Below are 23500 nucleotides of genomic sequence, written 5' to 3' on the forward strand. Positions count from 1 at the left end.
ATCAGCCGGCGATGTACTGGGCGCCGTTGATGGTCAGCGTCGATCCGGTGATGAAGCCGGCATCGTCCGCGGCCAGATAGACCACGCCGCGCGCGATGTCTTCCGGCTCGCCCAGGCGGCCGACGGGGATCGTCGCGATGATGCTCTCCAACACCTTCTCCGGCACGGCGGCGACCATCTCGGTGTTGATGTAGCCCGGCGCGATCACGTTGACGGTGATGCCCTTCTTGGCGGTTTCCTGCGCCAGCGCCTTGGTGAAGCCGATCATGCCGGCCTTGGCGGCGGAGTAGTTGGTCTGGCCCATCTGACCCTTCTGGCCATTGATGGAGGTCATGTTGATGATGCGGCCGAAATTGCGCTCGCGCATGCCGTCGATCAGGTGGCGGCACATGTTGAAGACCGAGGTGAGGTCGACGTTGAGAACGTCGTCCCACTGCTGCTTCGACATCTTGTGCAGCATGGCGTCGCGGGTGACGCCGGCATTGTTCACCAGGACGTCGATCGGGCCCAGTTCGGCCTCGATCTGCTTGATGCCCTCGCCGCAGGCGTCGAAGTCGCCGACGTTCCATTTGTAGACGGCGATGCCGGTTTCCTTCTTGAACTCGGCGGCCGCCTCGTCGTTACCGGCGTAGTTCGCCGCGACGGTGTAGCCGGCGTTCTTGAGGGCGATGGAAACCGCCGCTCCGATACCGCGAGTCCCGCCCGTAACCAGCGCAACACGTGCCATAGGTCGTCTCCTGAAGTGTTCTTGTTGATGTTTCTGGATTAGTCGCGCTCGACGCACAGGGCGATGCCCATGCCGCCGCCGATGCACAGCGTGGAAAGACCCTTCTTGGCGTCGCGGCGGGCCATTTCATGCAGCAGCGTGGTCAGCACGCGCGCGCCCGAGGCGCCGATGGGATGGCCGATGGCGATGGCGCCGCCATTGACGTTCACCTTGTCCGTGTCCCAGCCCATGTCCTTGTTGACCGCGCAGGCCTGGGCGGCGAAGGCCTCGTTGGCCTCGACCAGATCCAGGTCGCCAACCTTCCAGCCTGCCTTCTCCAGCGCCTTGCGGCTCGCCGGGATCGGGCCCGAGCCCATGATCGCCGGATCGACGCCCGCCTGCGCCCACGAGGCGACGCGTGCCAGCGGCGTCAGGCCGCGGCGCTTCACTTCCTCGCCCGACATCAGCACCAGCGCGGCGGCGCCGTCATTGATGCCGCTGGCGTTGCCCGCGGTGATGGTGCCGTCCTTGCTGAAGGCCGGACGCATGCCGGACATCTTGTCCAGCGCCGCGTCGTGGCGGATGTATTCATCTTCCGACACGACCACGTCGCCCTTGCGGCCCTTGATGGTGACGGGAACGATTTCATCGGCGAACTTGCCGGCCTTCTGGGCGGCCGACGCCTTGTGCTGCGACGCGACGGCGAACTCGTCCTGCTGCTCGCGGGTGATCTGCCACTGCTTGGCCACGTTTTCGGCCGTGGTGCCCATGTGATAGCCGTTGAAGGCGTCCCACAGGCCGTCCTTGATCATGGTGTCGATGAAGTTCAGGTCGCCCATCTTGACGCCCGCGCGCAGATAGGCGGCGTGCTGGGCCTGGCTCATGCTTTCCTGGCCGCCGGCGACGATGATGCTGCCGTCGCCGTTCTTGATCGCCTGGGTGGCGAGAGCCACCGTGCGCAGGCCCGAGCCGCACATCTGGTTGACGACCCACGCGGAGACTTCCTTGGGGATGCCGGCGTTCATCGACGCCTGGCGGGCCGGGTTCTGGCCCTGGCCGGCGGTGAGAATCTGGCCGAAGATCACTTCTTCCACATCGGCGCCGTCGACGCCGGCGCGCTTCAGCGCCTCGGCCATCGCGACCTGGCCCAGATAATGCGCGGGCACGCCGCTCAGTGAACCGTTGAACGAACCCACGGGGGTACGCGCGGCGCTGACAATATACACCTCGGTCATCATGATCTCCTGAGCTGCTGTGGCCGGGCGGCGCGGCTCGATTCGTCGTCCGGGAGGATGCCGCGGACCTTATAGTGCAGCGCAGTAGAATCAAGCGGTTTTCGGGATTCAGGGTCTTGCGCAATGCAGCATGAGCGCGCAAGATGCTGAAAAAAGTACGAGCGCATAATCGTTTGGCGGGGGAAGAGTCGTTGAAGGAGCGTAAGATAGCTAAATCGACGGAAACACCGGCCACAGGTGACGTGGGTGTCGAAAAGGCGCCGATCGTCATCAAGAAATACGCCAATCGCCGTCTCTATAATACGGCCACCAGCAGTTACGTCACCCTGGATTATCTGCGCGAAATGGTGAAGGAAGGCGACAATTTCGTCGTGTTCGACGCCAAGAGCGGCGACGATATTACCCGCTCGGTTCTGGCCCAGATCATCTTCGAACAGGAATCCAAGGGCGAGAACCTGCTGCCGATCAATTTCCTGCGCCAGTTGATCCGCTTCTACGACGACACCCTGCAGGCCGCGCTGCCGCGCTATCTCGACATGAGCATGGATCGCTTCACGCGGGACCAGGAGAAGATGCGCGAGTATCTGGTCAGCACCTTCACGCCGAAGCCGCCGCTCGCGCGGATCGAGGAGATGGCCCGCCAGAACATCGCGCTGTTCGAACGTATGTTCAACATGTTCTCCCCCTTTGCCGGAAAGGGTGAAATATCGGAGACGGATACGGCGGAAACGCCGGCCACGCCGGTACGCGAGGCCTCGGACGAATCGCTCGCGCAGGTGAAGGCGCAACTCGACGCGCTGCAAAAACAGCTGGAAGATCTGTCGAAAAAATAGCTGGGAATTGGCTTTTTGGCTGATTTTTGTGGCTCTTTTGCAACCCTGAGTAGGCCTAGGCCGCTCCCGAGGGCATAAAAAGCTTGCGCGCCGTCAGGCAAGCAACTACCTCCCACCAGTCCGCTTGGGCTGGTTCGAGACAAGTGCCGGGCGAGCGGATACGGCAAAAGCCGCCGTTTATGCGCTAACTACGCAGGGCAAAACATCGTAGTGAAGTCGATACACACCATCAGGCATGTCGCCGCTCTCCTTCTTCTGAGTGCAGGCATCATGTTTCTGCCATCGAGTGCGCGACTCCATGAAGCACCGGCTCAACCCTGGGCTCAGCAACGCATGGCCGCTCTCGAGCACGCCATCGGCGCGCCGCTTCCCGCCACACTCGATCAACTCGTCGAATTCGCGAGAGTTCCCGATCTTGACGACAAGCAGCACCTGTGCCTGGCGCAGGCCGTCTATTTCGAGGCGCGCGGCGAACCGATGGAAGGTCAGGCCGCCGTCGCGCGGGTCATCCTGAACCGGGTTGGCGACGATCGTTATCCCAGCACCATCTGCGGGGTCGTGTTTCAGCACCATCGCAGCGTGTCGGGCTGCCAGTTCCATTTCGCCTGCGATGGCCTCCCCGAGCGGCCCCGCGATCTGGCGGCTTGGGAAAGGGCGAACCGCATCGCCTATCTGGTGCGCGAGAACTGGCTGCCGGTGTCGATCGGCGACGCCAAGTATTTCCATGCCACCTCGGTCGGCAAGCCTGACTGGACCCAGAAGCTCGTGCGCATCGCCAGTGTCGGCAGCCACGTCTTCTATGGCGACCGCCGGCGGCACGACAGCTGAGCGCGGTGAGCGCCGGTGATTAATCACCGGCGCTGAATCCGGCTCTAGGCGTTCGGGGCGATTGCCGCTAGGCTTCGCCCCCGACACGCGCTGAACCGGATCATTTCCTTGAACATAGCCACACTGCCCGCGGGCCTCGCCCTTCGGATTCTGTCCGCGTTCGGGTTCGGCTTTTTCCTGTCCATGTTCACCCGCTCCAGCGGCAACCTGCTGAAGGGGCCGATCCAGGCCGATCTCGGGCTGTCCGAGGCGACCATGGGCCTCACCTTCGGCACGGCCTTCTTCATCGCCTTCGGTCTGGCGCAACTGCCCATCGGCGTGCTGCTCGACCGGTACGATCCGCGCAAGGTCAATGCGGGCATGCTTCTGGTGGCGGCCACGGGCACGCTGATCTTCGCCCTGTCTCATACCAGCGCGCACATGGCCATCGGCCGTATCCTCATGGGCATGGGTTTCGCGGCCTGCATGATGGCGGCGCTCAAGACCTATTCCCTGTGGTTTCCGGTCAACAAGCTGCCGACCATCAACGGCGTGCAGTTCGCGGTCGGCATCCTGGGCGCCATCTCGGCCACCAAACCCACGGAATGGCTGCTGCAGGTCACCGACTGGCGCGGCATCAATCTGATCATGGCCGGGCTGTCGGTGCTGGCGGCGATCCTGCTGCTGGTGCTCGCGCCGCGCCACGGCGCCAAATCCTCGTCGGAGACGCTGCTCGACCAGATCAAGGGCATCGGCAAGGTCTATGGCAGCGGCTATTTCTGGCGCACCACGCCCTGGGCCTTCATCTCCATCGGCATCTCGCAGGGCGTCGGCACGCTTTATGTCCTGTCCTGGCTGAAGGGCGTGGGCGGCGAGACCACGTCGAGCGCCACCAACGTGCTCTTTGCCATCGCCTTCGTGTCGATCTTCAATTACCTGCTGGTCGGCCATCTCATGGAATGGCTGGGCCGGCGCGGCTTCGGGCCGATGACCATTCCCTACACGGGCATCTTCGGCAGCATGCTCGTCCTGGGGCTGATCATCGCCTGGCCCGGCGCGACCCTGCTGTGGGTGTTCTGGGCGCTGTCGATCGGCTGGGCCAGCCTCACCGTGGCCAGCCTGGCGCGGGCGTTTCCGGTCTACCTGGCGGGCCGCGTCTATACCGGCTTCAACCAGATGAGCTTCCTGATGACCTCGATCATCCAGTGGCTCGTCGGCATGCTGCTCGACTTCTATCCGCGCGTCGGCGCCGACGCCGCGCCGGAAAGCTACCGGCTTGCCTTCGCCGCCGTGCTGGGGATACAGCTTCTCGGCGGTCTCTGGACCGTCGCCGCGCGTATGCTGCGCATCGGCGAGCAGACCATGATCGAACGGGAGAACGCCATGAGCGCGCAGGTGAAGGATGTCTGAGCAGGATCTGTTTTCGGGCACCCAGCCCGTCTCGCCCGGCCGCGCCTTCGACATCGCCCGGCTCCAGGCTTTCATGGAAAAGCATGTCGCCGGCTTCACCGGCACGGTCGACGTGCGCGAGTTCAAGGGCGGCCAGTCCAACCCGACCTACAGCCTCACCGCCGGCGGCAAGCGCTATGTCATGCGCCGCAAGCCGCCGGGGCAGCTGCTGAAATCGGCCCACGCCGTCGACCGGGAATACAAGGTGATGAGCGCGCTCGGCGCCACCGACGTGCCGGTGCCGAAAACGTACGCGCTGTGCACCGACGAAAGCGTCATCGGCACCTGGTTCTACATCATGGACCATGTGGACGGCCGCATCATCTGGGGCAACGAGATGCCCGATTCCGATCCGGAGGAACGGGCAGCGGTCTACGAATCCATGATCGAGGTGCTCGCCCGCCTGCACAAGGTCGATCATGTCGCCATCGGTCTGGGCGATTACGGCAAGCCCACCGACTACATCGCCCGCACGCTCAGCCGCTTCATCGGCCAGTACCGGCTGGAAGAGACGACCAAGATCCCCGAAATGGACTGGCTGGCCGACTGGCTCCCCGCCAACATCCCGCCCGAGGAGCCGGCCGGGATCGTCCATGGCGACTACAAGCTGGCCAATCTGGTGCTGCACCCGACCGAGCCGAAAGTGATCGCCATCCTGGACTGGGAGCTGTCGACCATCGGCGCGCCGCTCGCCGATCTGGCGGTGCATTGCCTTTACTACCGCCAGGGCGCCGACGTGCCGGGCGGGCTGGCGCATCTCGACCTCAAGGCCATGGGCATTCCCACCGAACAGGAACTGCTGGCGAGATACTGCCACCATGCCGGCCGCGACAGCATCCCGCACTGGGAGTACTACATGGCCGCCATGCTGTTCCGTCACGCCCAGATCTCGCTCGGCATCCTGGCCCGCGCCCAGAAGGGCACCGCCGCCAGCGACCAGGCCCTGATGATGGGCCGCCGCGCCTGGCCCCAGTCGAAGGCCGCGTATGATATCGCCAAGCGGTTGGCGGGGTAGGCGGCTGCGCCCGTTCGTCGGCCAGAACTGACCGCCCGGACAATATTCCGCGAACCTGCACCAGTGCCCTTTTACCGTTAACAGCCGGGAACCGACCGCTTATAGTGCGCGACGACCGCGCCTGTGCGCCGCCACCGTCCGATTGGGGAGAGAACCATGGATTTCACGATTCCGGCCGATATTCAGGCCAAGCTCGATGCGCTGGATGCCTTCATCGAGAAGGAAATCAAGCCGCTCGAGAACGAGAACGACAACATCCGCTTCTTCGATCACCGCCGCGAGCACTCGCGCACCAACTGGGACAATGACGGCCAGCCCGAGGAAGAGTGGGAAGAGCTGCTGCGCGAGATGCGCCGCCGCGCCGACGCGGCCGGCCATTTGCGCTATGCGCTGCCCAAGGAAGCCGGAGGCGAAGGCGGCTCGAATCTGGGCATGGCGATCATCCGTGAGCACCTGGCCAAGAAGGGCCTGGGCCTGCACAACGACCTGCAGAACGAAAGCTCCATCGTGGGCAACTTCCCGTTCGTGCACATGCTGATGGCGTTCGGCAACAAGGAACAGAAGGACATGTTCCTGGAGAACACCATCACCGGCAAGGCGCGCGTCGCCTTCGGCCTGACCGAGCCCGATCACGGCTCGGACGCCACCTGGATGGAAACCACCGCCGTGCGCAAGGGCGACGACTGGGTCATCAACGGCGAGAAGATGTGGAACACCGGCCTGCATCACGCCACCCACGACATGATCTATGCCCGCACCTCGGGCAAGCCGGGCGACGCCAAGGGCATCACCTGCTTCTTCGTGCCGACCAACACGCCGGGCTTCAAGGTCGAGAAGTTCATGTGGACCTTCAACATGCCGACGGATCACGCCCACGTGACCCTGCGCGACGTGAAGGTGCCGCACTCGTCCATCTTCGGCGAGGAAGGCATGGGCCTGCAGGTCGCCCAGACCTTCCTGCACGAGAACCGCATCCGCCAGGCCGCCTCGGGCGTCGGCGTCGGCCAGTACTGCATCAATGAATCGGTCGAATACGCCAACAACCGCATCGTCTTCGGCAAGCCGATCTCGGCCAACCAGGCGATCCAGTGGCCGCTCGCCGAGCTGCACACCGAATGCGAGATGGTCCGCTGGCTGGTGCGCAAGACCGCTTGCGAGCTGGACAAGCACAACCACATGGAAGTGTCCGACGCCGTGTCCATGTGCAACTACCGCGGCAACCGCCTGGCCTGCAACGCGGCCGACACGGCGATCCAGGTGCATGGCGGCATGGGCTATTCACGCCACAAGCCGTTCGAGCACATCTATCGCCATCACCGCCGCTACCGCATCACCGAAGGCTCGGAAGAGATCCAGATCCGCAAGGTCGCGGGCTATCTGTTCGGCTTCCAGGGCCCGAAGAAGGCCGCGCGCCTGAAGAAGGCCGCCGAGTAGGCCATCATGCTGCTGTCTCTCGGCCTGCGCCGCACCGCGCAACTTCGCGGACACCACGCGGCGATCATCGAGCCGGGCAGGCAGCTCAACTGGACCGAGGTCGAGAGCCGGGTTGCCCGGTTCGCCTCGGCCCTGCGCGGCCTCGGCGTCCGGACGGGCGACCGGGTCGCCGTCATGGCCGACAATGCCGGCTGGCATATCGAGGCCTATTTCGCCATCCCGTGGGCGGGCGCGGCCATCGCGCCCGTCAACACGCGCTGGGCCCTTCCCGAGATCATCGACAGCCTGAACGACTGCGCGCCGCGCGTGCTGATCGTCGATGACGCCCATCTGCCGCTGCTGGGCGGCGTGCTCGCGGGCGCGCCCTCCATCGAGACCGTGATCACCACCGGCGCGGGAGCGGCGTCAGGGGCGCACGATCTGGAAACCCTGATCGCCATGGCCCGGCCCATGCCGCCCGAGCCGGTGGACAAGGACCAGCTGGCCGGCATCTTCTACACCGGCGGCACCACGGGCCGCTCCAAGGGCGTGATGCTCAGCCAGAACAATCTCTACATGCACAGCCTGATGATGATCGCCGAGGACATGTTCCACGCCGATTCCGTGGGCCTGCATGTGGCGCCCATGTTCCATCTCGCCGATGTTGGCACGGTGATGGGCGTGACCATGGCGGGCGGCAGTCATGTCTGCCTGCCCCGGTTCGAGCCCGCGGCGACCCTGCGCGCCATTCAGGATCACGGCGTCACCGAGGTCTATCTGGTCTCGACCATGCTGCGCGCCGTGCTCGACGATCCGGGGTTCGACGAGTACGACCTGACCTCGCTGCGCGGCATGATCTACGGCGCCTCGCCCATCGCCGAGGCGCTGCTGACCCGCGCGCTGGAGAAGATTCCCACCGCCGGCTTCATGCAGCGCTATGGCATGACCGAGACCACCGGTTTCATGACCTTGCTCAAGCCGCCCTTCCAGGTGGTCGGCGGCGCCAAGCTGCGCTCGGCCGGTCAGCCGATCCACGGCGTCGACGTGCGCGTGGTCGACGCGCATGGCGACGAGGTGCCGCGCGGCACCATCGGCGAGGTGGCGGCGTCCGGCCCGACCATCATGCTCGGCTATTGGGGCCGGCCCGAGGAAACCGCGCAGGCGCTGCGCGGCGGGCGCATGTTCACCGGCGATCTGGGCCACATGGACGAGGACGGCTTTTTGTTCATCGCCGACCGGCTCAAGGACATGATCATCTCGGGCGGCGAGAATATCTATTCGGGCGAGGTCGAGAACGCGCTCTACCGTCATCCGGCGGTCGCCCAATGCGCCGTGATCGGAGTTCCCAGCGAGAAATGGGGCGAGGCCGTCCATGCGGTGATCGTCCCGCGCGACGGCCATGACGTCACCGCCGAGGCGCTGGGCGCCCATTGCCGGTCCCTGATCGCGGCCTACAAATGTCCCAAGAGCTACGAGTTCCGCACCGAGCCGCTGCCGCTCACGGGCGCGGGCAAGGTACGCAAATATTCGCTGCGCGAGCCTTACCGGAACGCCGCGCATTAGATCCTTTAGAACATGAACGAGGTTTCCAACGAAAGCTGGCGCGATTGCGTGGCAGTTCATGAATCTGGTCGGCCTGCATCCCTTCCCGACCACTCGGAGTCACCGTAAACCCAATGCGAATAGGGAATTAAGATTCATGACAAACGAATCCTGAAGCTAGTTAGGATCGACCGCTCTAACTGTGCATGGCGGCCCCGCTTTCGGCCCGCTGCGACCTATTGACGAGCAGGCTGTCTTGATCTCTGATAGGGGAAATGGGGGGCTCGTCATGCGTATTACATTTGTATTTGCGGTCGGTTTCATACTCTCGGGCGGGAATGACGCGTTAGCCCAGGACTGCCCCATGCCAAATGCGCTGCCATCCGAAGGGACATATTCGGGCATGACGCAGGAACAGGCTGAGCCGCTGATGAGTAGCGATCTGAAGCAGTTTCACGTGGCCATGATGAAGTGGCGTGATTGCAAAATCGCTTACTTTCAGCGCCGGATGAACTCTCAAGGCGGAAAATTCGAGACCGTAGAAGACGAGACCTTGAAGATGTTTGACTTCATTCGAAGCGCTCTTAGAGAACGCCAGCAATGGTATCGAACTCAATTGTCAAACCTACCATCTTCAGCGAAATTTAACTCGCCAAGCGATTCCTCTAAGACACAGCAGGATGCAGAAATGCAGCCAGGATTTCAACGGGGTGCCCCGAGTAAGAGCGCGACCGCTAACCACCCCAATGATCCACCAACGTCAACACACGCAGCTGAGCGGGAGGATCCTACAGATCAATACGGAGCTTCTTGCGGCAGGGTCGAGCCTGGCCGTAATGATGGGCAGTTCATTAAGTATTCTGCAGAAAATCGCTGCGACGGGAGTATTCGTATAGAAGGAAAAATTGGGCGTTATCCAGTCGGCGGACCCATCGGCCCTGGCCAAATGATCGAAATGACATGCATTGTTGTGTCAGGTTTGTGTGGAGACGGCAATCTATCCTATACATTTTATCGCATGTAGAGCGGGTTGATGACGATGACTTATCGGCCGGCTGAAGGCCAATACGAATCGCTCGACCCCTGGGCAAACGTGGGCGCAAGCCGAAGATTGGTTTCCCAAGTTGCATCTGCCACTCCTCGTCACCTGCCTTCCTGCACCATCATTCAGCTTCATCGGAGGGGCTGGACAGCCTCGCTACACTCGCAGAATCACCGAGGGGAAAGCCCAAGAGGATGCGAGCGGCGTTTGCCCTAGAACTTGAACGACGCCTCGATCGCGAGCTGACGGCCGCGGTTGTAGTTCAGGATCTGGTCGTCGCCGGCCGGCAGGCCCCGGACGTTGCCGGGGGGCGCCAGGAAGGGACGGCCGCCGCTCGTCTGGACATACAGCTCGTCCGTCAGGTTGGTGCCGATCACCGCCAGCTGCCAGGTGCCGTCCGGATCGCCGATGGAGACGGCAAGGTCGAAGGTCACATAGGACGACTGGACGATGTCGTCGAACGAGTCTTCGTTGGTGAAGTACTTGCCGCTGAACTGGATGTTGCCGGTGATCCCCAGTTCCCAGGCATTGCCGACGGGAATGCGCAGATCGGCACCGATATTGCCGGCCCATTTCGGGGCGCGGGCGACCGACCGGCCATTGAGATCGTCGTCGATGGCGGGGTCGTTGTTGGGATTGGAGTCGAAGAAGTCGGTATATTTGGCGTCCGTGTAGGCCAGCGCGCCGAACAACCGCAAACCATCGACCGGTGTCACCCAGGCGAGATCGAGATCCAGCCCCTTGGTGGTCACTTCACCGGCGTTGGACGTGGCGAACTGGATGGCGACCGCATCGAAGTTCTGCACCTGCAAGTCGTCGAAGACATAGTAATATCCGGCCAGGTTCAGGGTCACGGTCTGATCCGCCCATTGCGACTTCATGCCGATTTCACCGCCCTTGGCCGTTTCGGAACGATAGATCAGGGCGTTCGCCGTCGCTTCACGCACGGCCGGATCGTCGCTGGCGAAACCGAGCAGGTTGGACGACGGCAGCGCGCTGTTGTCGATGCCGCCCGATTTGAAGCCGGTCTTGAACGAGCCATAGAAGTTGATGTCGTCCGTCGCCTGATAGCTCAAGGTCACTTCCGGCGAGAAATTGTCGTCCTTGAACCGGATCGGGCCTGAATCGAATCCGCTGTCGATGAAGGCCGGGCCCGATGACAGGAACGTGTGCACATAGGGCACCAGGATGTTGTTGGTCTTCTTTTCCTTCGTCCAACGCAGGCCGCCGGAGAGCTCGAGGCGGTCGGTGATGTCGAAGGAGGCGCTGCCGAAGACCGAGAAGGCATCGCCATTGGTGATGTGCCGCTTGTACCAGTCGAATGTATTGCCGGTCACCGGATCCCTGCCGACCAGCGAGATGTTCACCGCCTGCTGGCCGGTGTTGAACTCGCTGTGCCGGGTTTCATAGAAGGCGCCCAGCATGAAGTTGAAGGGACCGTTGAAGTCGCTCGCCAGCCGCAACTCCTGGCTGAACTGCTCGAGCTGGTGATCGGTCAGGCCGGTACCGACGCCGAACGACACCCCGTTCAGCAGGCCGCCATAGCTGTATTCGTCCTGGTCCTGGGCCGACTGGTCCACATACCCCGTCACCGAGGTAAGGGTCAGTGAGTCACTGATCTCCCAGTCCATCTTCAGGATGGCGAACAGGGTCGTGGCGACGCCATAGGGCACGCCGTTGTTGCTGCCGGGCTCGGGGGCCTCGGCGGGCGACTGGATCGCCAGCGGCGGCGCGATGTCGGGCAGGAAATAGGTCTTGCCGGACGAGTCGCAGCCATAGCCGGGCGGCACGACGAACCCGCCGCTGAGCAGGTAGATTTCGTCCGGCCGGCCGTTGGCGCCGCAATCGTTCACGGCGAAGAAAATGCCGCCATCATTTTCGTGGCGGACATAGTTCAGTTTCAGGTTGGCCGAGAAATTGTCGCTCGGGTCGAGCTGGAACGTGGCGCGGGCATTGATGTTCTGTTCGCCGCGCTTGGGATCGGCCACCGGCGCGGTGTTGTAGAGCAGCTTCTCGATGTCGTTGAATCGCGCCGCCAGCCGGATGCCGAGCGTGTCCGTGATCGGGCCCGACGTGTAGGCCTCGAGCGTGTAGCCGCGCTCCTCGATCTCATAGGCGACCTTGCCGCCATATTCCCAGTCCGGCGTCGGGTTCTTCGACTTGATCGACAGCACGCCGCCCGAGGCGCTCTTGCCGAAATACAGCGATTGCGGGCCCTTGAGCACCTCGATCTGCTGCACGTCCATGAAGCCCGACTGCAGGATGCGCATAGTGCTGACCTGCACGCCGTCGAAATCCAGCGCGACGGCGGAATCGAAGGCGGCGGAAATGTTGGACGAACCGACGCCGCGCAGGCTCAGTTGCGCGCCCGAGCCCGAGCCGCCGATCTGCACGTTCAGCGTCGGGATGCGGGTGACCACGTCCTCGATCTTGTCGTACTGGAACCGGTCCAGATCCGCGCCGCCGACAGCGGTGACGGTCACCGGCACGGTCTGAAGGCTTTCCGCCTGTTTGCGCGCGGTGACGGTCACGGACTCCGTGCGGCGTTGCTCGGGCGGCGCGTCCTGCCCCAGCGCCGGGAACGCCGCGACGGCCCCGGCCAGCCCGCCAGCGACGAGCGCGATCAGTCGCGGAGCGCGGGCGGACATTGTCATCCTCTGTTTCATCCTTTCCTCCCCAAGAAAAATTATACCTATACGGTAATTTAGAGGCTTGTATCGGAAGTAACGGTAAAGTCAGATTCTTGGCGACTCGGGTTGTTTAGCGTTATTCTGATACAAGGTTCATAATTGATTATTTGTTGTCGTACCGCAATAACCGTTATTTATTACACTGCGGTATAGTCAGTGCCAGGAACCGCGCCATCTTTAAAAGCGCTGATGACTTTACGCGACGGCCCGCGGCGGAACTCCAGCCCCCGCGCAGCGCGGCGCACCGGCCAGTAACACGCGTTGCCAACCGCGCCCCGCCCCGCATACACTCACGCGGAACTGGGGAAACGGGATGCTGAAGCCGGAAGAATTCGTCCACGTCATCTATGACGTGAAGGATCATGTCGCGACGGTCACACTGAACCGTCCGGAGATCTACAACGCCCTCAACCACCGCGCCTATGACGAGCTGGAGAGATCATTCCTGCTCGCCCATGACGATCCGGACGTGCGCGTCGTCGTGCTGACCGGCGCCGACCCGGGCTTCTGCTCGGGCGACGACGTCCGCGCCATCATGGCCGGCGACGAGCGCGAGGGCAGCGTCCACCGTCTGACGCGGGTGAAGCCCATCCCGACCCCGGCCGCCACCGCCATCATGGATTGCGGCAAGCCGATCATCGCCGCCGTGAACGGCGCGGCCATGGGCTGGGGCATGGACCTCTCGCTGATGGCCGATATCCGTATCGCCTCGGACAAGGCCAAGTTCGCCGAGCTGTTCGTCAAGCGCGGGCTGATCACCGACCTGGGCGGGCTGACGCGCCTGCCGCTGGTGGTCGGCGTGCAGAAGGCGGCCGAGCTGCTGTTCACCGGCGACGTCATTGATGCCGCCGAGGCCGAGCGCATCGGCCTCGTGCTCAGGACCGTGCCGCATGCCGAGCTGATGCCGGCGGCCTATGCCATGGCCGGCAAGATCGCCGCCAATCCGCCGCTCGCCGTGCAGCACCTGAAGGAAGGGCTGCGCAAGACCACCTATGGCGAGCACCGCGAGATCGGCAGCTGGATCGCCCACATCCTGGGCGTCCTGTTCCAGACCGAAGACCACAAGGAAGGCGTCGCCAGCTTCCTCGAGAAGCGCCCCGCCTCGTTCAAAGGCCGCTGAGAGAACCGTCATGGACCAGAAGACCAATCTCGCCCCGTTCTTCCCGATCCCCCATGCGGATCCGAACGGCCGCATGACCCGGCGCCCCGACGGCTCGATCATCGTCGAGAGCCTGCTCGATCTGGGCGACTACGAACGCAACGTGGTCGCCTACCTGCACAAATGGGCGGCGCAAACCCCTGATCGCCTGTGGATGGCCCAGCGCGCCAGGGACCGGACCTGGGAATCCATCACCTATGGCGACGGCCTGAGGAAGGTGAATGCCCTGTCGCAGGCGCTGCTCGACCGCGGGCTCGACGCCGGCAAGCCGGTGATGATCCTGTCCGGCAACTCCATCAACCACGCGCTGCTGGTGATGGCGGCCATGCAGGTCGGCATTCCGGCCTCGCCGGTCGCGACCGCCTATTCCACCATGCCGGGCGCCCATTCCAAGCTGCATCACGTGTTCAACCTGATCCAGCCCCGGCTGATCTTCGTCGAGCAGGGCACGGCGTTCGAAGGCGCGCTGGCGTCGCTTGACCTGGACGGCGTCGAGATCGTCGGCCACGAGGATCCGCCGCGCGGCGTCAAGGCGACGCCCTTGACCGACCTGCTGGCGGTGACGCCCACCGACGCCGTGCGCGCCGCGTTCGCGCGCACCGGTCCCGACAGCATCGGCAAGTACCTGTTCACCTCCGGCTCCACCGGCATGCCCAAGGGCGTGGCGCAGACCCAGCGCATGATGTGCTCCAACCAGCGCGCCAACGAGGTGATCTTCCCGCGCGACCCGGCGATCCCGCCGGTGCTGGTCGATTGGCTGCCCTGGAATCACTGCTATGGCGGCAATTCCAATTTCAACGGCATCCTCAGCCAGGGCGGCTCGTTCTACATCGATGACGGCAAGCCGCTGCCGGAAATGCTCCACCGCACCATCGACAATCTGCGCGAGATCGCGCCGACCGAATATCTCTCGGTCGCCGCCGGTCACGCGCTCGTCGTACATGCGCTGGAGGAAGACGCCGAGGTGCGGCGCAATTTCTTCAGCCGGGTGCGCAAGCTGGGCTATGGCGGCGCCAGCCTGCCGCACGAGATCTGGCAGCGCTATCAGGACCTCGCCGTGCGCGAGATCGGCCAGCGCCTGCTGTTCCGCACCGGCTGGGGCTCCACCGAGACCGGCCCGGTATCATCGACCCTGCACTGGCCCATCGAGGGCACGGGCAATGTGGGCCTGCCCATGCCGGGCACCACCCTGAAGCTGGTGCCCAACGGCGACAAGCTCGAGGTGCGCGTGAAGGGCCCGAACGTGTTCACCGGCTATTACCGCCAGCCGGACAAGACCGCCGAGGCCTTCGACGAGGAAGGCTTCTACAAGATCGGCGACGCGCTGAAACTGGTCGACGAGACCGACATCAACAAGGGCCTGACCTTCAACGGCCGCGTCGTCGAGGATTTCAAGCTGACCTCGGGCACCTTCGTGTCGGTCGGCACCCTGCGCGTGCAGGTCAACGATGCCTGCGCGCCGGCCATCGCCGACAATCTGATCGCCGGCCACGACAAGGACTTCGTCGGCAGCCTGCTCTGGCCGAACGTGGCCGCCTGCCGCCGCATCGCCGGCGTGGACGAGACGGTGCCGGTCGCCGACCTGATCCGAGACCCCAAGGTCACCGCGCATATCGCCCATGGCCTGCGGGCGCACAACCAGGCCTATCCCGGGTCGTCCACGCGCATCCAGCGGGCGATCCTGATGGCCGAGCCGCCCTCCATGGAGAACCACGAGATCACCGAGAAGGGCTACGTCAACCAGCGCGCGGCGCTGGACCGGCGCGCCGATCTGGCCGCGCGCCTGTTCGAGGCGGCGCCCGGGCCGGACGTGATCGATCTGGCGTAAGGCTCAGGCCCGCAGGCGGCGTTCCGGGGTGACGAGCCCCGCCATCTCGGCGGGGCGCTCGATCAGCCGGCGCGCGCCCGCGCCGACCAGTTCCTCGCGGTCGCCATAGCCGTACAGCACGCCGACCGGCGTCAATCCCACATGCAGCGCGCCCAGCACGTCGTGCTTGCGGTCGCCGATCATCAGTCCCCTGGCCGGGTCCGCGCCGGTCCTGGCGATGGCGTGCGGCAGCAGATCGGTTTTGCGGATGTTGGTGCCGTCCAGCTCCGAGCCGAACACGCTGTCGAAGAAGCGCGCCAGATCGAAATGCTCCAGGATGCGCTCGGCATAGACCCAGGGCTTGCTGGTCGCCAGATGCAGCCGCAGGCCCATGGCGCGCAGCGCGGCCAGCGACTCCGGAATGCCGGGATAGACCGCGTTCTCGAACAGGCCGATGGTGCCGAACCGGTCGCGGTAATGCTGCAGCGCCGCCGCCGCCAGCGCGTCGCTGCCGGTCAGCTGCACCAGGCTTTCCTGCATGGGCGGACCGATGATCCAGTCCAGGCTGTGATCCTCGGCGACCGGCATGCCCAGCTTGTCGAGCGCATAGCGCACCGAGCCGGTGATGCCGGGCTTGGGATCGGTCAGTGTCCCGTCCAGATCGATGAACAGGGTATCGATCATCGCGGCCGGTACAGCGGCGCGCCCGACGCGTCGCGCTCGCCATGATAGGCCAGCAGGAACAGCGCTTGTTCCGCCAGCAGATTGGCCTGCCGGGTCGAATGGGCCATGCGCGCCGGCTTGCCGCTGGCGTCGATGGCCAGGAAGCGTTCCACGGTGATGCCCAGCTCCTCGCACAGGTCGGCGAAGTCGCGGATGGTGCACAAATGGATGTTGGGCGTGTTGTACCAGGGATATTCCAGCGCCCGGGATTCGGGCATGCGGCCGGTGACCAGCAATTGCAGCCGCACCTTCCAGAAGCCGAAATTGGGGAACGACACGATGGCGCGCTTGCCGATGCGCAGCATCTGTTCCAGCCCCGCGCGGGTGTCGCGCATGGCCTGCAGGGTCTGGCTCAGCACGGCATAGTCGAAGGCGCCGGTCGGATAGTCGCCCAGGTCGCGGTCCGCGTCGCCCTGCACCACCGACAGGCCGCGCGCCACGCAGGCGTTCACGCCCTCGCGGGTCAGTTCCATGCCGCGCGCGTCCACGCGCCGGTCGTGGACCAGATGGTAGAGCAGGTCGCCGTCGCCGCAGCCGATGTCCAGCACGCGGCTGCCCGGCTCGATCATCCGGCCGATTTCCAGCAGGTCGACGCGGATGTCCCGGGCGCGGATGTCGGCTTCGCGCGTCGCCATCACAGACCCCGCTTTTCCGCCGCCGCGCCGATGAAGCCGCGCAGCACGTCGTAGAATTCCGGCACGTCGAGCAGGAAGCTGTCGTGGCCCTTGTCGGTCTCGAATTCCAGGAAGCTCACCTGGGCCGCCGCCGCGTTCAGGGCGTGCACGATCGCCCGGCTTTCCGTGGTGGGATAGAGCCAGTCGCTGGTGAACGACACCACGCAGAAGCGGGTCTTCGTGCCCTTGAAGGCATTGGCCAGCATCCCGCCGTAATCCGCCGCCAGATCGAAGTAGTCCATGGCGCGGGTGATGTAGAGATACGAGTTGGCGTCGAAGCGCTCGACGAAGGTGCTGCCCTGATGGCGCAGATAGCTTTCGATCTGGAAGTCGGCGTCGAAGCCGAAGGTCAGCGCATCGCGGTCCTGCAGCTTGCGCCCGAACTTCTGGTGCAGCCCGGCCTCGGACAGATAGGTGATGTGCGCGGCCATGCGCGCCACCGACAGCCCCGCTTTCGGGCCGTGCGGCGCGTCATAGTAACGGCCGCCGCGCCAGTCCGGGTCGGCCATGATCGCCTGGCGCCCGACCTCGTCGAAGGCGATGTTCTGGGCCGACTGGCGCGCGGTCGTGGCGATCGGCACGGCCGAGAACACCCGGCCCGGAAAACGCGCGGCCCAGTCCAGCACCTGCATGCCGCCCATGGAGCCGCCGATGGCGCAGAACAGGTCGGGGATGCCCAGCTGATCCAGCAGCGCCGCCTGCAGCTTGACCATGTCGCCGATGGTGATGACCGGGAAGTCGATGCCCCAGGGCTCGCCGGTCGCCGGATTGATCTCCTTCGGCCCTGTCGTGCCCAGGCAGCCGCCCAGCACGTTGGTGCAGATGACGAAGAACCGGTCGGTGTCGATCACCATGCCGGGGCCGACCATGCTTTCCCACCAGCCATCCTTGCCGGTGATGGGATGGGGATTGGCCACGTGCTGGTCGCCGGTCAGGGCGTGGCAGACCAGCACGGCATTGGTCTTGTCGGCGTTCAGCGTGCCATAGGTCTGGTAGGCGACCGTCACCTCGGGCAGTTCCGCGCCGCTCACCAGGCGGAACGGCACGGCATCCAACCGCAGCACGTTGCCGCGCGGATCCTCGTCCATTCCGAACTGGCGGCGCGCCTCGACATAACGGGGGTGGGGCGCCGGGTGGTTAAGCGAATTCATGGGCGTCTTTTGCGGGCCTGGAACAGTGCCGGATGACATAGGGCTGCGCGGGGCATTAGCTAGGGTCGTGTGTCGCGGAGTGTCAATGTTTTCTTTGATTTTCGGGGGGTGCCCGACTAGTAATGGCGCTTCTCGATCAAGGGGCGCACGAGGCATGTCCCAGCCGACGCTGGAGCAGATACGCGAGAAAATCGATGCCGTGGACAACCAGATCCACGCGCTGCTGATGGAACGCGCCAGGCTGGGCGAGCTGGTGGTCGCCGCCAAGAACGGCGCCGCGCCGAACGCGCCGCGTCTGCGCCCGGGCCGCGAGGCCTCGATCCTGCGCCGGCTCAAGGGCCGGCATGAAGGCAACATTCCGTTCTCCGTGATCGGTCATATCTGGCGCGAGCTGATGACCGCGTTCCTCAATCGCCAGTCGCCCATCGAGGTCGCCGTCTGGGGCGGCACCGACCGCATCGCCGTCTGGGATGTGGCGCGCGGCCATTTCGGCGTGAACATTCCCTTCACCCCCATGATGGACGTCAAGGCGGTGATCGATCACGTGGCCGGCAAACCGGGCGCCATCGGCGTCCTGGCGTTCGAGCCCGATGGCGAGCCGTGGTGGCGATTGCTGGCATCCGAGACGACCGGGGCAGGCCTGCGGATCTTCGCGCGCCTGCCCTTTTTCATGGCGAATGGCGCGACCGCCTTCGCCATCGCCCCGGTCCGCGAGGACAGCGGCGGTCCCGAGACCACGCTGGTGGTGCTCGACGGCGTGGCGGGCGACGGACCCGCGCTGGCACGACATAACGGCACGGCGCTGGTTGCCCTTCCGGGCTTTCTCCGGGATGGCGACGCGGCGCTGGAAGACGCCCGCGCCGCCTATGGCGCGCAGACCGCCGTCATCATTGGCGGCTACGCCAACCCGCTCATCGAAGGCTGAAAATCATGACCGGACCGATTCCCCGCCCAGGGGTGCTCGATATCGAGCCGTACCAGGGCGGCAAGTCCAAGGACACCAGTTACGTCGGCAAGATGTCGTCCAACGAGGCCGCGCTCGGCCCCAGCCCCAAGGCGCTGGAGGCCTACCGCAAGGCCGAGGCGACGCTCCAGCGCTATCCGGACGGCGGCGCGCACAAGCTGCGCGAGGCCATCGCCCGTCACCACGATGTGGAATTCGACCGTGTCGTCTGCGGTTTCGGCTCGGACGATCTGCTCCAGCTTCTCGCCCGTGGCTATGCCGGGCCGGGCGACGAGGTGCTGTACAGCGAACATGGCTTCCTGATCTATCCGATCGCCGCCCGCGCCGTGGGCGCCGAACCGGTGGCGGCCAGGGATGATGGCTATACCGTCTCGGTCGACGCCATGCTGGCGGCGGTGACGGAACGCACGAAGATCGTCTTCATCGCCAACCCCAACAATCCGACCGGCACCTATATACCGGCCACCGAGCTTGAGCGGCTGCATGCCGGTCTGCCCGAGCATGTGGTGCTGGTGGTCGATGCCGCCTATGCCGAATTCGTCACCGACCCGGCCTATGATTCGGGCCAGCAGCTGGCCAGCTGGGCGCCCAACGTCATCATGACCCGCACCTTCTCCAAGGTGTACGGCCTCGCCGCCCTGCGCGTGGGCTGGGCCTATGGCGCGCCGGGCATCGTCGACGTGCTGAACCGCCTGCGCGGCCCGTTCAACGTGGCCGCTCCGGCCCAGGCCGCCGCCGTCGCCGCGCTGGACGACCGCGAGTTCCTGGAAAAGGCGCTGGCCCACAACAGCCGCTGGCGCGACTGGCTTTTCCAGCGTCTCGGCGGTCTCGGTCTCGACGTGGTGCCCAGTGCCGGCAATTTCCTGCTCATCGGCTTCGGCTCGACCGAACGGGCCCGCGCGGCCGATGCCTACCTGCAGGACAAGGGCTGGTACCTGCGCCGCATGGATTCCTACGGCTTTACCGACCATCTGCGCCTGACCGTGGGCACCGAGGCGGAAAATCGTGGGGTCACCGACGTGCTGGCCGCCTTCATGGGGCAGGCGCGTGTTTGAACGGCTGGCGCTAATCGGCGTCGGCCTCATCGGCTCGTCGATCGCGCACCGCGTCCGGCGCGAGGGGCTGGCGAAGGAAATCGTCGCCCACGCCCGCTCGCGGGAAACGCGCGACACCGTGCTGCGCCTCGGCATCGCCGACCGGGTCACCGACACGGCGGCGATGGCGGTGACCGGCGCCGATCTGGTGATCTTGTGCACGCCCGTGGGCGCCTTCGCCGCCGTCGCGGCGGAGATCGGCCCGCATCTGATGCAGGGCGCCATCGTCTCCGACGTCGGCTCGGTCAAGCAGGCGGTGATCGACGATGTCGGCCCGTACATCCCGCCGGGCGTGCATCTGATCCCCGGCCATCCGGTGGCGGGCACCGAGAATTCCGGCCCGGAATCGGGCTTCGCCGAACTGTTCGACGGCCGCTGGTGCATCATCACCCCGCCGGAAGGCGCCGACGCGGACGCCGCCGACCGGCTGGTGCGCTTCTGGCAGACCCTGGGCAGCAAGACCGAGGTGATGGACGCGCGCCATCACGATCTGGTGCTGGCCATCACCAGCCACGTGCCGCACCTCATCGCCTACAACATCGTCGGCACGGCGGCGGACCTGGAAACCGTGACCCAGTCCGAAGTGATCAAGTTCTCGGCCGGCGGTTTCCGCGACTTCACCCGCATCGCCGCGTCCGACCCCACCATGTGGCGCGACATCTTCCTCAATAACAAGGAAGCCGTGCTGGAGATGCTGGGCCGCTTCACCGAGGACCTGACCGCCCTGCAGCGCGCCATCCGCTGGGGCGACGGCGACACCCTGTTCAACCTCTTCACCCGCACGCGGGCGATCCGCCGGGAAGTGATCGACGCCGGCCAGGAGACACCGGCACCCGATTTCGGGCGGTCGCACGGGAAGGGGTAGTCACCCATAGCATCAATGATTAAGAATGTTTACGTGATCACCTTCGGAGATGATGATGTTGCCTTCTTTTCCAGAAATTGAAGATCACTGCGCCGGGGAAGCCCAACGAGCGATTGACCGAAAGATGATACAGATATCCCCGATACTAGGGGAGATTCGCCGTCATGTACAATTTGAAGGTGACGGATCAATAATATTTCGCGCTGATCAAAGCATAGGCCATTCGCCGCTTGAGACAGTGTCGTCAGAAGTAACCTCCTCACGCATGCCACTTCATAGATTTAGAAATGAAGAACTGCCGCGGATCATTGACGAGATTGCTCGACAAAAGGCAGAAGCGCTCACCAAGCAGCTATTCGACACTGTTGGTCGCGCAACAGCAGAAACGGGCAACGTCGTAGATGGAGGCGGAAAGCCGTTGGACGAAGACCTCCTCCTCCAGATACTTGAAAAGTTGGAGCACACTTTTCACCCTGACGGCACTTGGAACCCTCCCACTATGGTGGTGTCCCCCGAAATAGCAAAGCGGCTAGCCGAATCCGCCGGCCCTGATGGGCTGGGGTCTAAAAATTTTCAGATGTCCCTGCAGAAGATAGTATCGAGAAAGAGAGATGAGTTCCGTAATCGAGAAGCTAATAGAGTCTTGGCTGGATAGCCAAACTGAACGTAGATATCAACCAGCCTTTGTGCAGTTATTAATAGCGGAAGGTTGGCGGGTGCTTCATAATACAAGGCACTCACCAATTGAATTTGGAAAGGATATAATAGCAAGAGATCCCAAAGGCGACCTTTATTGTATTCAATTAAAAGGGGACCCCGGCGGGAGATTGCGAAAAAGTGCTGCGACATCAATTATTCCGCAGCTCATAGAGCTTATAGAGATCGCTCCTGCGCAGGATTTTCTAGTATCGTCGGATGAGCGGTATATATCCGTTCTAGTGACCAATGGTGAGATTGACGAGGAAGCTCGACTAATTTTAGGTAACCTCGCCAGCAGAACGGAACAGGAAAGGTGTCCCTCGGTACGATTCGAAATATGGAGTAGGGGTGACCTGTTGGCTAGATTTATAAGTGCGTCTAAAAGCATCTGGCCAACAACACCAGAGGGGATGCGCAGGATATTGGCTCTGTTTACGTCCAATGGAGAGGGCACGCCCAGCCCCAGAGATATTTCAGGCGCGCTTAGTTTGATTTCATCGAGGCCTCAAGAAATAAAAGAAAGTCAAACATCTATAGACTCTTTTCTAAACAAGACTATTTTGCTTGTGGAGATAATAAAAAATCCATGGCTTCAACGCAACAATCATTTTTCTCTATTCGTCATATCAGTGATTTCGAGCATGTATATTTTAGGTTCTTGTCGCAGTGAAAAAGACATACGGAGGGTGGAGCAATACGCCACATCTTGTCTTGTTCACATAAAAGACCTTATAGAAGAAGCTCGCGATAAAAATTATGATCCTGGTCTTTCTTGGGTTCAGAAGAATATTTTTAGTGACTATGAAATTATGTGGGAGAGAAGAAATATAATTGGATTATGCGCGGCAGTTCTTGTGCTTTCTTCATCAACTATTATGCGAAAAGACTCAGAATATATTAAATCTCTATTGATAGAATCTTTAAAGGACCCTCAAATTTGGGGTGCAGCGTGTATTCCAAGCATAATAATACGTTATTGGGCGTCTTGTAGATTAAAGGCTGATTTGGAGCCCGAGTCAATATTTATTCAAATAGTTAACACTATATTTTGTTTGAACGTTCATAAGAAAACATATTTTCCTGCGCTGCCCTCACCTTACTATGATTTTGTAGATTGCTGGGCATACCATCACGATATTAGATATTTTGGAGAAAATAAAATATGGGATGACGACTTTAGTAACAGGATGTGGTTCGGAAGAGCAGTGATGTTTATTTTGGCCAAGCGCAACTGGAAACAGACATGCAAAAGACTATGGTCGCGCTTTTCTCGCATATCTCATGAGGAGCCGGAATTTACTTCCAACAATTTTTTTGACCCGAGCTACCACAACGAAGGAAAAATTGAGACTTACATGTTCCACGAAGGAGGCTGGGATGCATTGGTCAACAGTGCCATTGATTCTGGCATTGAGCCTCAGTTAGATAGGCTTGGGAAACTATCTTGGCTAGTGGCGGCTTACATTGCGCTCGTGCCGTACAGGGGCTCAACTACATTAATAATGTGGTTAGACAGCGAATTAAATTCGACTTGGTACAATGATTTTCACCGTCCAAGCTCGTGATTCTGCCTAGGTCAATATGGATCAATTGTTATTAGATGGCTAACTCTGAGAGTCAGATATTCCATCT

At 62.8% G+C, this 23500-nt stretch carries 20 protein-coding genes; 14 read left to right on the top strand and 6 right to left on the bottom strand.

From position 1 onward, the window contains the following. Position 1 precedes the first annotated feature (1 nt). Entirely contained in the window at positions 2-727 is a 726-nt protein-coding gene (gene phbB, locus WJU17_RS13755; RefSeq protein WP_346327971.1) for an acetoacetyl-CoA reductase, read from the bottom strand. Positions 728-765: 38 nt separating this feature from the next. Further along, positions 766-1944: an acetyl-CoA C-acetyltransferase gene (locus WJU17_RS13760; protein ID WP_346327972.1), complete on the bottom strand. Its 1179-nt coding sequence runs from the start codon at positions 1942-1944 to the stop codon at positions 766-768. Positions 1945-2132: 188 nt separating this feature from the next. Here WJU17_RS13760 and phaR point away from each other — a divergent pair, with 188 nt between their 5' ends. From phaR to WJU17_RS13795, 7 genes are all read left to right on the top strand, one after another. After that, entirely contained in the window at positions 2133-2774 is a 642-nt protein-coding gene (gene phaR / locus WJU17_RS13765) for a polyhydroxyalkanoate synthesis repressor PhaR (RefSeq protein WP_346327973.1), read from the top strand. A 333-nt stretch (positions 2775-3107) separates the two neighbouring features. After that, a complete protein-coding gene (locus WJU17_RS13770) occupies positions 3108-3602 on the top strand; it encodes a cell wall hydrolase (protein ID WP_346327974.1) in 495 nt (164 codons plus the stop codon). A gap of 108 nt (positions 3603-3710) precedes the next feature. After that, a complete protein-coding gene (locus tag WJU17_RS13775) occupies positions 3711-4991 on the top strand; it encodes an MFS transporter (RefSeq protein WP_346327975.1) in 1281 nt (426 codons plus the stop codon). Next, complete coding sequence (locus tag WJU17_RS13780) at positions 4984-6045, top strand: phosphotransferase family protein (RefSeq protein ID WP_346327976.1); 1062 nt, start codon at positions 4984-4986, stop codon at positions 6043-6045. The genes WJU17_RS13775 and WJU17_RS13780 overlap by 8 nt, the downstream gene beginning before the upstream one ends. Before the next feature lie 156 nt (positions 6046-6201). Next, positions 6202-7479, top strand: a complete 1278-nt coding sequence (locus WJU17_RS13785) for an acyl-CoA dehydrogenase family protein (protein WP_346327977.1) — start codon at positions 6202-6204, stop codon at positions 7477-7479. A gap of 6 nt (positions 7480-7485) precedes the next feature. Further along, positions 7486-9021 carry a long-chain-fatty-acid--CoA ligase gene (locus WJU17_RS13790; RefSeq protein ID WP_346327978.1) on the top strand — a complete coding sequence of 512 codons (1536 nt, stop codon included), beginning with the start codon at positions 7486-7488 and terminating at the stop codon, positions 9019-9021. A 268-nt stretch (positions 9022-9289) separates the two neighbouring features. Continuing rightward, on the top strand, positions 9290-10024 hold the full coding sequence (locus WJU17_RS13795; RefSeq protein ID WP_346327979.1) for a hypothetical protein: 735 nt from the start codon (positions 9290-9292) through the stop codon (positions 10022-10024). A gap of 230 nt (positions 10025-10254) precedes the next feature. On the opposite strand, the gene WJU17_RS13800 is transcribed toward WJU17_RS13795, so the two are convergent. Beyond that, positions 10255-12690 carry a TonB-dependent receptor gene (locus tag WJU17_RS13800; protein ID WP_346327980.1) on the bottom strand — a complete coding sequence of 812 codons (2436 nt, stop codon included), beginning with the start codon at positions 12688-12690 and terminating at the stop codon, positions 10255-10257. Between the two features lie 355 nt (positions 12691-13045). Here WJU17_RS13800 and WJU17_RS13805 point away from each other — a divergent pair, with 355 nt between their 5' ends. Both WJU17_RS13805 and WJU17_RS13810 read left to right on the top strand, forming a co-directional pair. Continuing rightward, positions 13046-13852, top strand: coding sequence for an enoyl-CoA hydratase-related protein (locus WJU17_RS13805; RefSeq protein WP_346327981.1), 807 nt, complete (start codon positions 13046-13048; stop codon positions 13850-13852). 10 nt (positions 13853-13862) lie between these two features. Continuing rightward, positions 13863-15719, top strand: coding sequence for an AMP-binding protein (locus WJU17_RS13810; RefSeq protein ID WP_346327982.1), 1857 nt, complete (start codon positions 13863-13865; stop codon positions 15717-15719). 3 nt (positions 15720-15722) lie between these two features. On the opposite strand, the gene WJU17_RS13815 is transcribed toward WJU17_RS13810, so the two are convergent. From WJU17_RS13815 to WJU17_RS13825, 3 genes are read right to left on the bottom strand one after another with little or no spacing between them, the layout of a single operon-like run. After that, a complete protein-coding gene (locus WJU17_RS13815) occupies positions 15723-16382 on the bottom strand; it encodes an HAD hydrolase-like protein (protein WP_346327983.1) in 660 nt (219 codons plus the stop codon). Beyond that, on the bottom strand, positions 16379-17056 hold the full coding sequence (metW, locus tag WJU17_RS13820) for a methionine biosynthesis protein MetW (protein ID WP_346327984.1): 678 nt from the start codon (positions 17054-17056) through the stop codon (positions 16379-16381). Before metW ends, WJU17_RS13815 begins: the two co-directional genes overlap by 4 nt. After that, complete coding sequence (locus WJU17_RS13825; protein WP_346328955.1) at positions 17056-18183, bottom strand: homoserine O-acetyltransferase; 1128 nt, start codon at positions 18181-18183, stop codon at positions 17056-17058. The genes metW and WJU17_RS13825 overlap by 1 nt, the downstream gene beginning before the upstream one ends. 217 nt (positions 18184-18400) lie before the next feature. Between WJU17_RS13825 and WJU17_RS13830 the strand changes: the two genes are divergently transcribed. From WJU17_RS13830 to WJU17_RS13850, 5 genes are read left to right on the top strand one after another with little or no spacing between them, the layout of a single operon-like run. After that, the gene (locus WJU17_RS13830) at positions 18401-19171 is read left to right on the top strand and encodes a chorismate mutase (protein WP_346327985.1); all 771 of its coding nucleotides are present in this window, start codon (positions 18401-18403) and stop codon (positions 19169-19171) included. Positions 19172-19176: 5 nt separating this feature from the next. Continuing rightward, positions 19177-20265: a histidinol-phosphate transaminase gene (hisC, locus tag WJU17_RS13835; protein ID WP_346327986.1), complete on the top strand. Its 1089-nt coding sequence runs from the start codon at positions 19177-19179 to the stop codon at positions 20263-20265. Then, positions 20258-21169, top strand: coding sequence for a prephenate/arogenate dehydrogenase family protein (locus WJU17_RS13840; protein WP_346327987.1), 912 nt, complete (start codon positions 20258-20260; stop codon positions 21167-21169). The genes hisC and WJU17_RS13840 overlap by 8 nt, the downstream gene beginning before the upstream one ends. A 49-nt stretch (positions 21170-21218) precedes the next feature. Further along, entirely contained in the window at positions 21219-21824 is a 606-nt protein-coding gene (locus tag WJU17_RS13845) for a hypothetical protein (protein ID WP_346327988.1), read from the top strand. Then, complete coding sequence (locus WJU17_RS13850) at positions 21781-23433, top strand: hypothetical protein (protein WP_346327989.1); 1653 nt, start codon at positions 21781-21783, stop codon at positions 23431-23433. Before WJU17_RS13845 ends, WJU17_RS13850 begins: the two co-directional genes overlap by 44 nt. Positions 23434-23500: the final 67 nt, after the last annotated feature.

This window comes from Iodidimonas sp. SYSU 1G8, from assembly GCF_039655775.1.
Taxonomy (GTDB): Bacteria; Pseudomonadota; Alphaproteobacteria; order SMXS01; family SMXS01; genus RI-34.

Bases quoted from the DNA above. Each gene is read 5' to 3' on its own strand.
- phbB (WP_346327971.1), bottom strand. From the start codon at position 727: ATGGCACGTGTTGCGCTGGTTACGGGCGGGACTCGCGGTATCGGAGCG.
- WJU17_RS13760 (WP_346327972.1), bottom strand. From the start codon at position 1,944: ATGATGACCGAGGTGTATATTGTCAGCGCCGCGCGTACCCCCGTGGGT.
- WJU17_RS13770 (WP_346327974.1), top strand. From the start codon at position 3,108: ATGGCCGCTCTCGAGCACGCCATCGGCGCGCCGCTTCCCGCCACACTC.
- WJU17_RS13780 (WP_346327976.1), top strand. From the start codon at position 4,984: ATGTCTGAGCAGGATCTGTTTTCGGGCACCCAGCCCGTCTCGCCCGGC.
- WJU17_RS13785 (WP_346327977.1), top strand. From the start codon at position 6,202: ATGGATTTCACGATTCCGGCCGATATTCAGGCCAAGCTCGATGCGCTG.
- WJU17_RS13790 (WP_346327978.1), top strand. From the start codon at position 7,486: ATGCTGCTGTCTCTCGGCCTGCGCCGCACCGCGCAACTTCGCGGACAC.
- WJU17_RS13795 (WP_346327979.1), top strand. From the start codon at position 9,290: ATGCGTATTACATTTGTATTTGCGGTCGGTTTCATACTCTCGGGCGGG.
- WJU17_RS13800 (WP_346327980.1), bottom strand. From the start codon at position 12,690: ATGTCCGCCCGCGCTCCGCGACTGATCGCGCTCGTCGCTGGCGGGCTG.
- WJU17_RS13805 (WP_346327981.1), top strand. From the start codon at position 13,046: ATGCTGAAGCCGGAAGAATTCGTCCACGTCATCTATGACGTGAAGGAT.
- WJU17_RS13810 (WP_346327982.1), top strand. From the start codon at position 13,863: ATGGACCAGAAGACCAATCTCGCCCCGTTCTTCCCGATCCCCCATGCG.
- WJU17_RS13815 (WP_346327983.1), bottom strand. From the start codon at position 16,382: ATGATCGATACCCTGTTCATCGATCTGGACGGGACACTGACCGATCCC.
- metW (WP_346327984.1), bottom strand. From the start codon at position 17,056: ATGGCGACGCGCGAAGCCGACATCCGCGCCCGGGACATCCGCGTCGAC.
- WJU17_RS13825 (WP_346328955.1), bottom strand. From the start codon at position 18,183: ATGGACGAGGATCCGCGCGGCAACGTGCTGCGGTTGGATGCCGTGCCG.
- WJU17_RS13830 (WP_346327985.1), top strand. From the start codon at position 18,401: ATGTCCCAGCCGACGCTGGAGCAGATACGCGAGAAAATCGATGCCGTG.
- hisC (WP_346327986.1), top strand. From the start codon at position 19,177: ATGACCGGACCGATTCCCCGCCCAGGGGTGCTCGATATCGAGCCGTAC.
- WJU17_RS13845 (WP_346327988.1), top strand. From the start codon at position 21,219: ATGATGATGTTGCCTTCTTTTCCAGAAATTGAAGATCACTGCGCCGGG.
- WJU17_RS13850 (WP_346327989.1), top strand. From the start codon at position 21,781: ATGAGTTCCGTAATCGAGAAGCTAATAGAGTCTTGGCTGGATAGCCAA.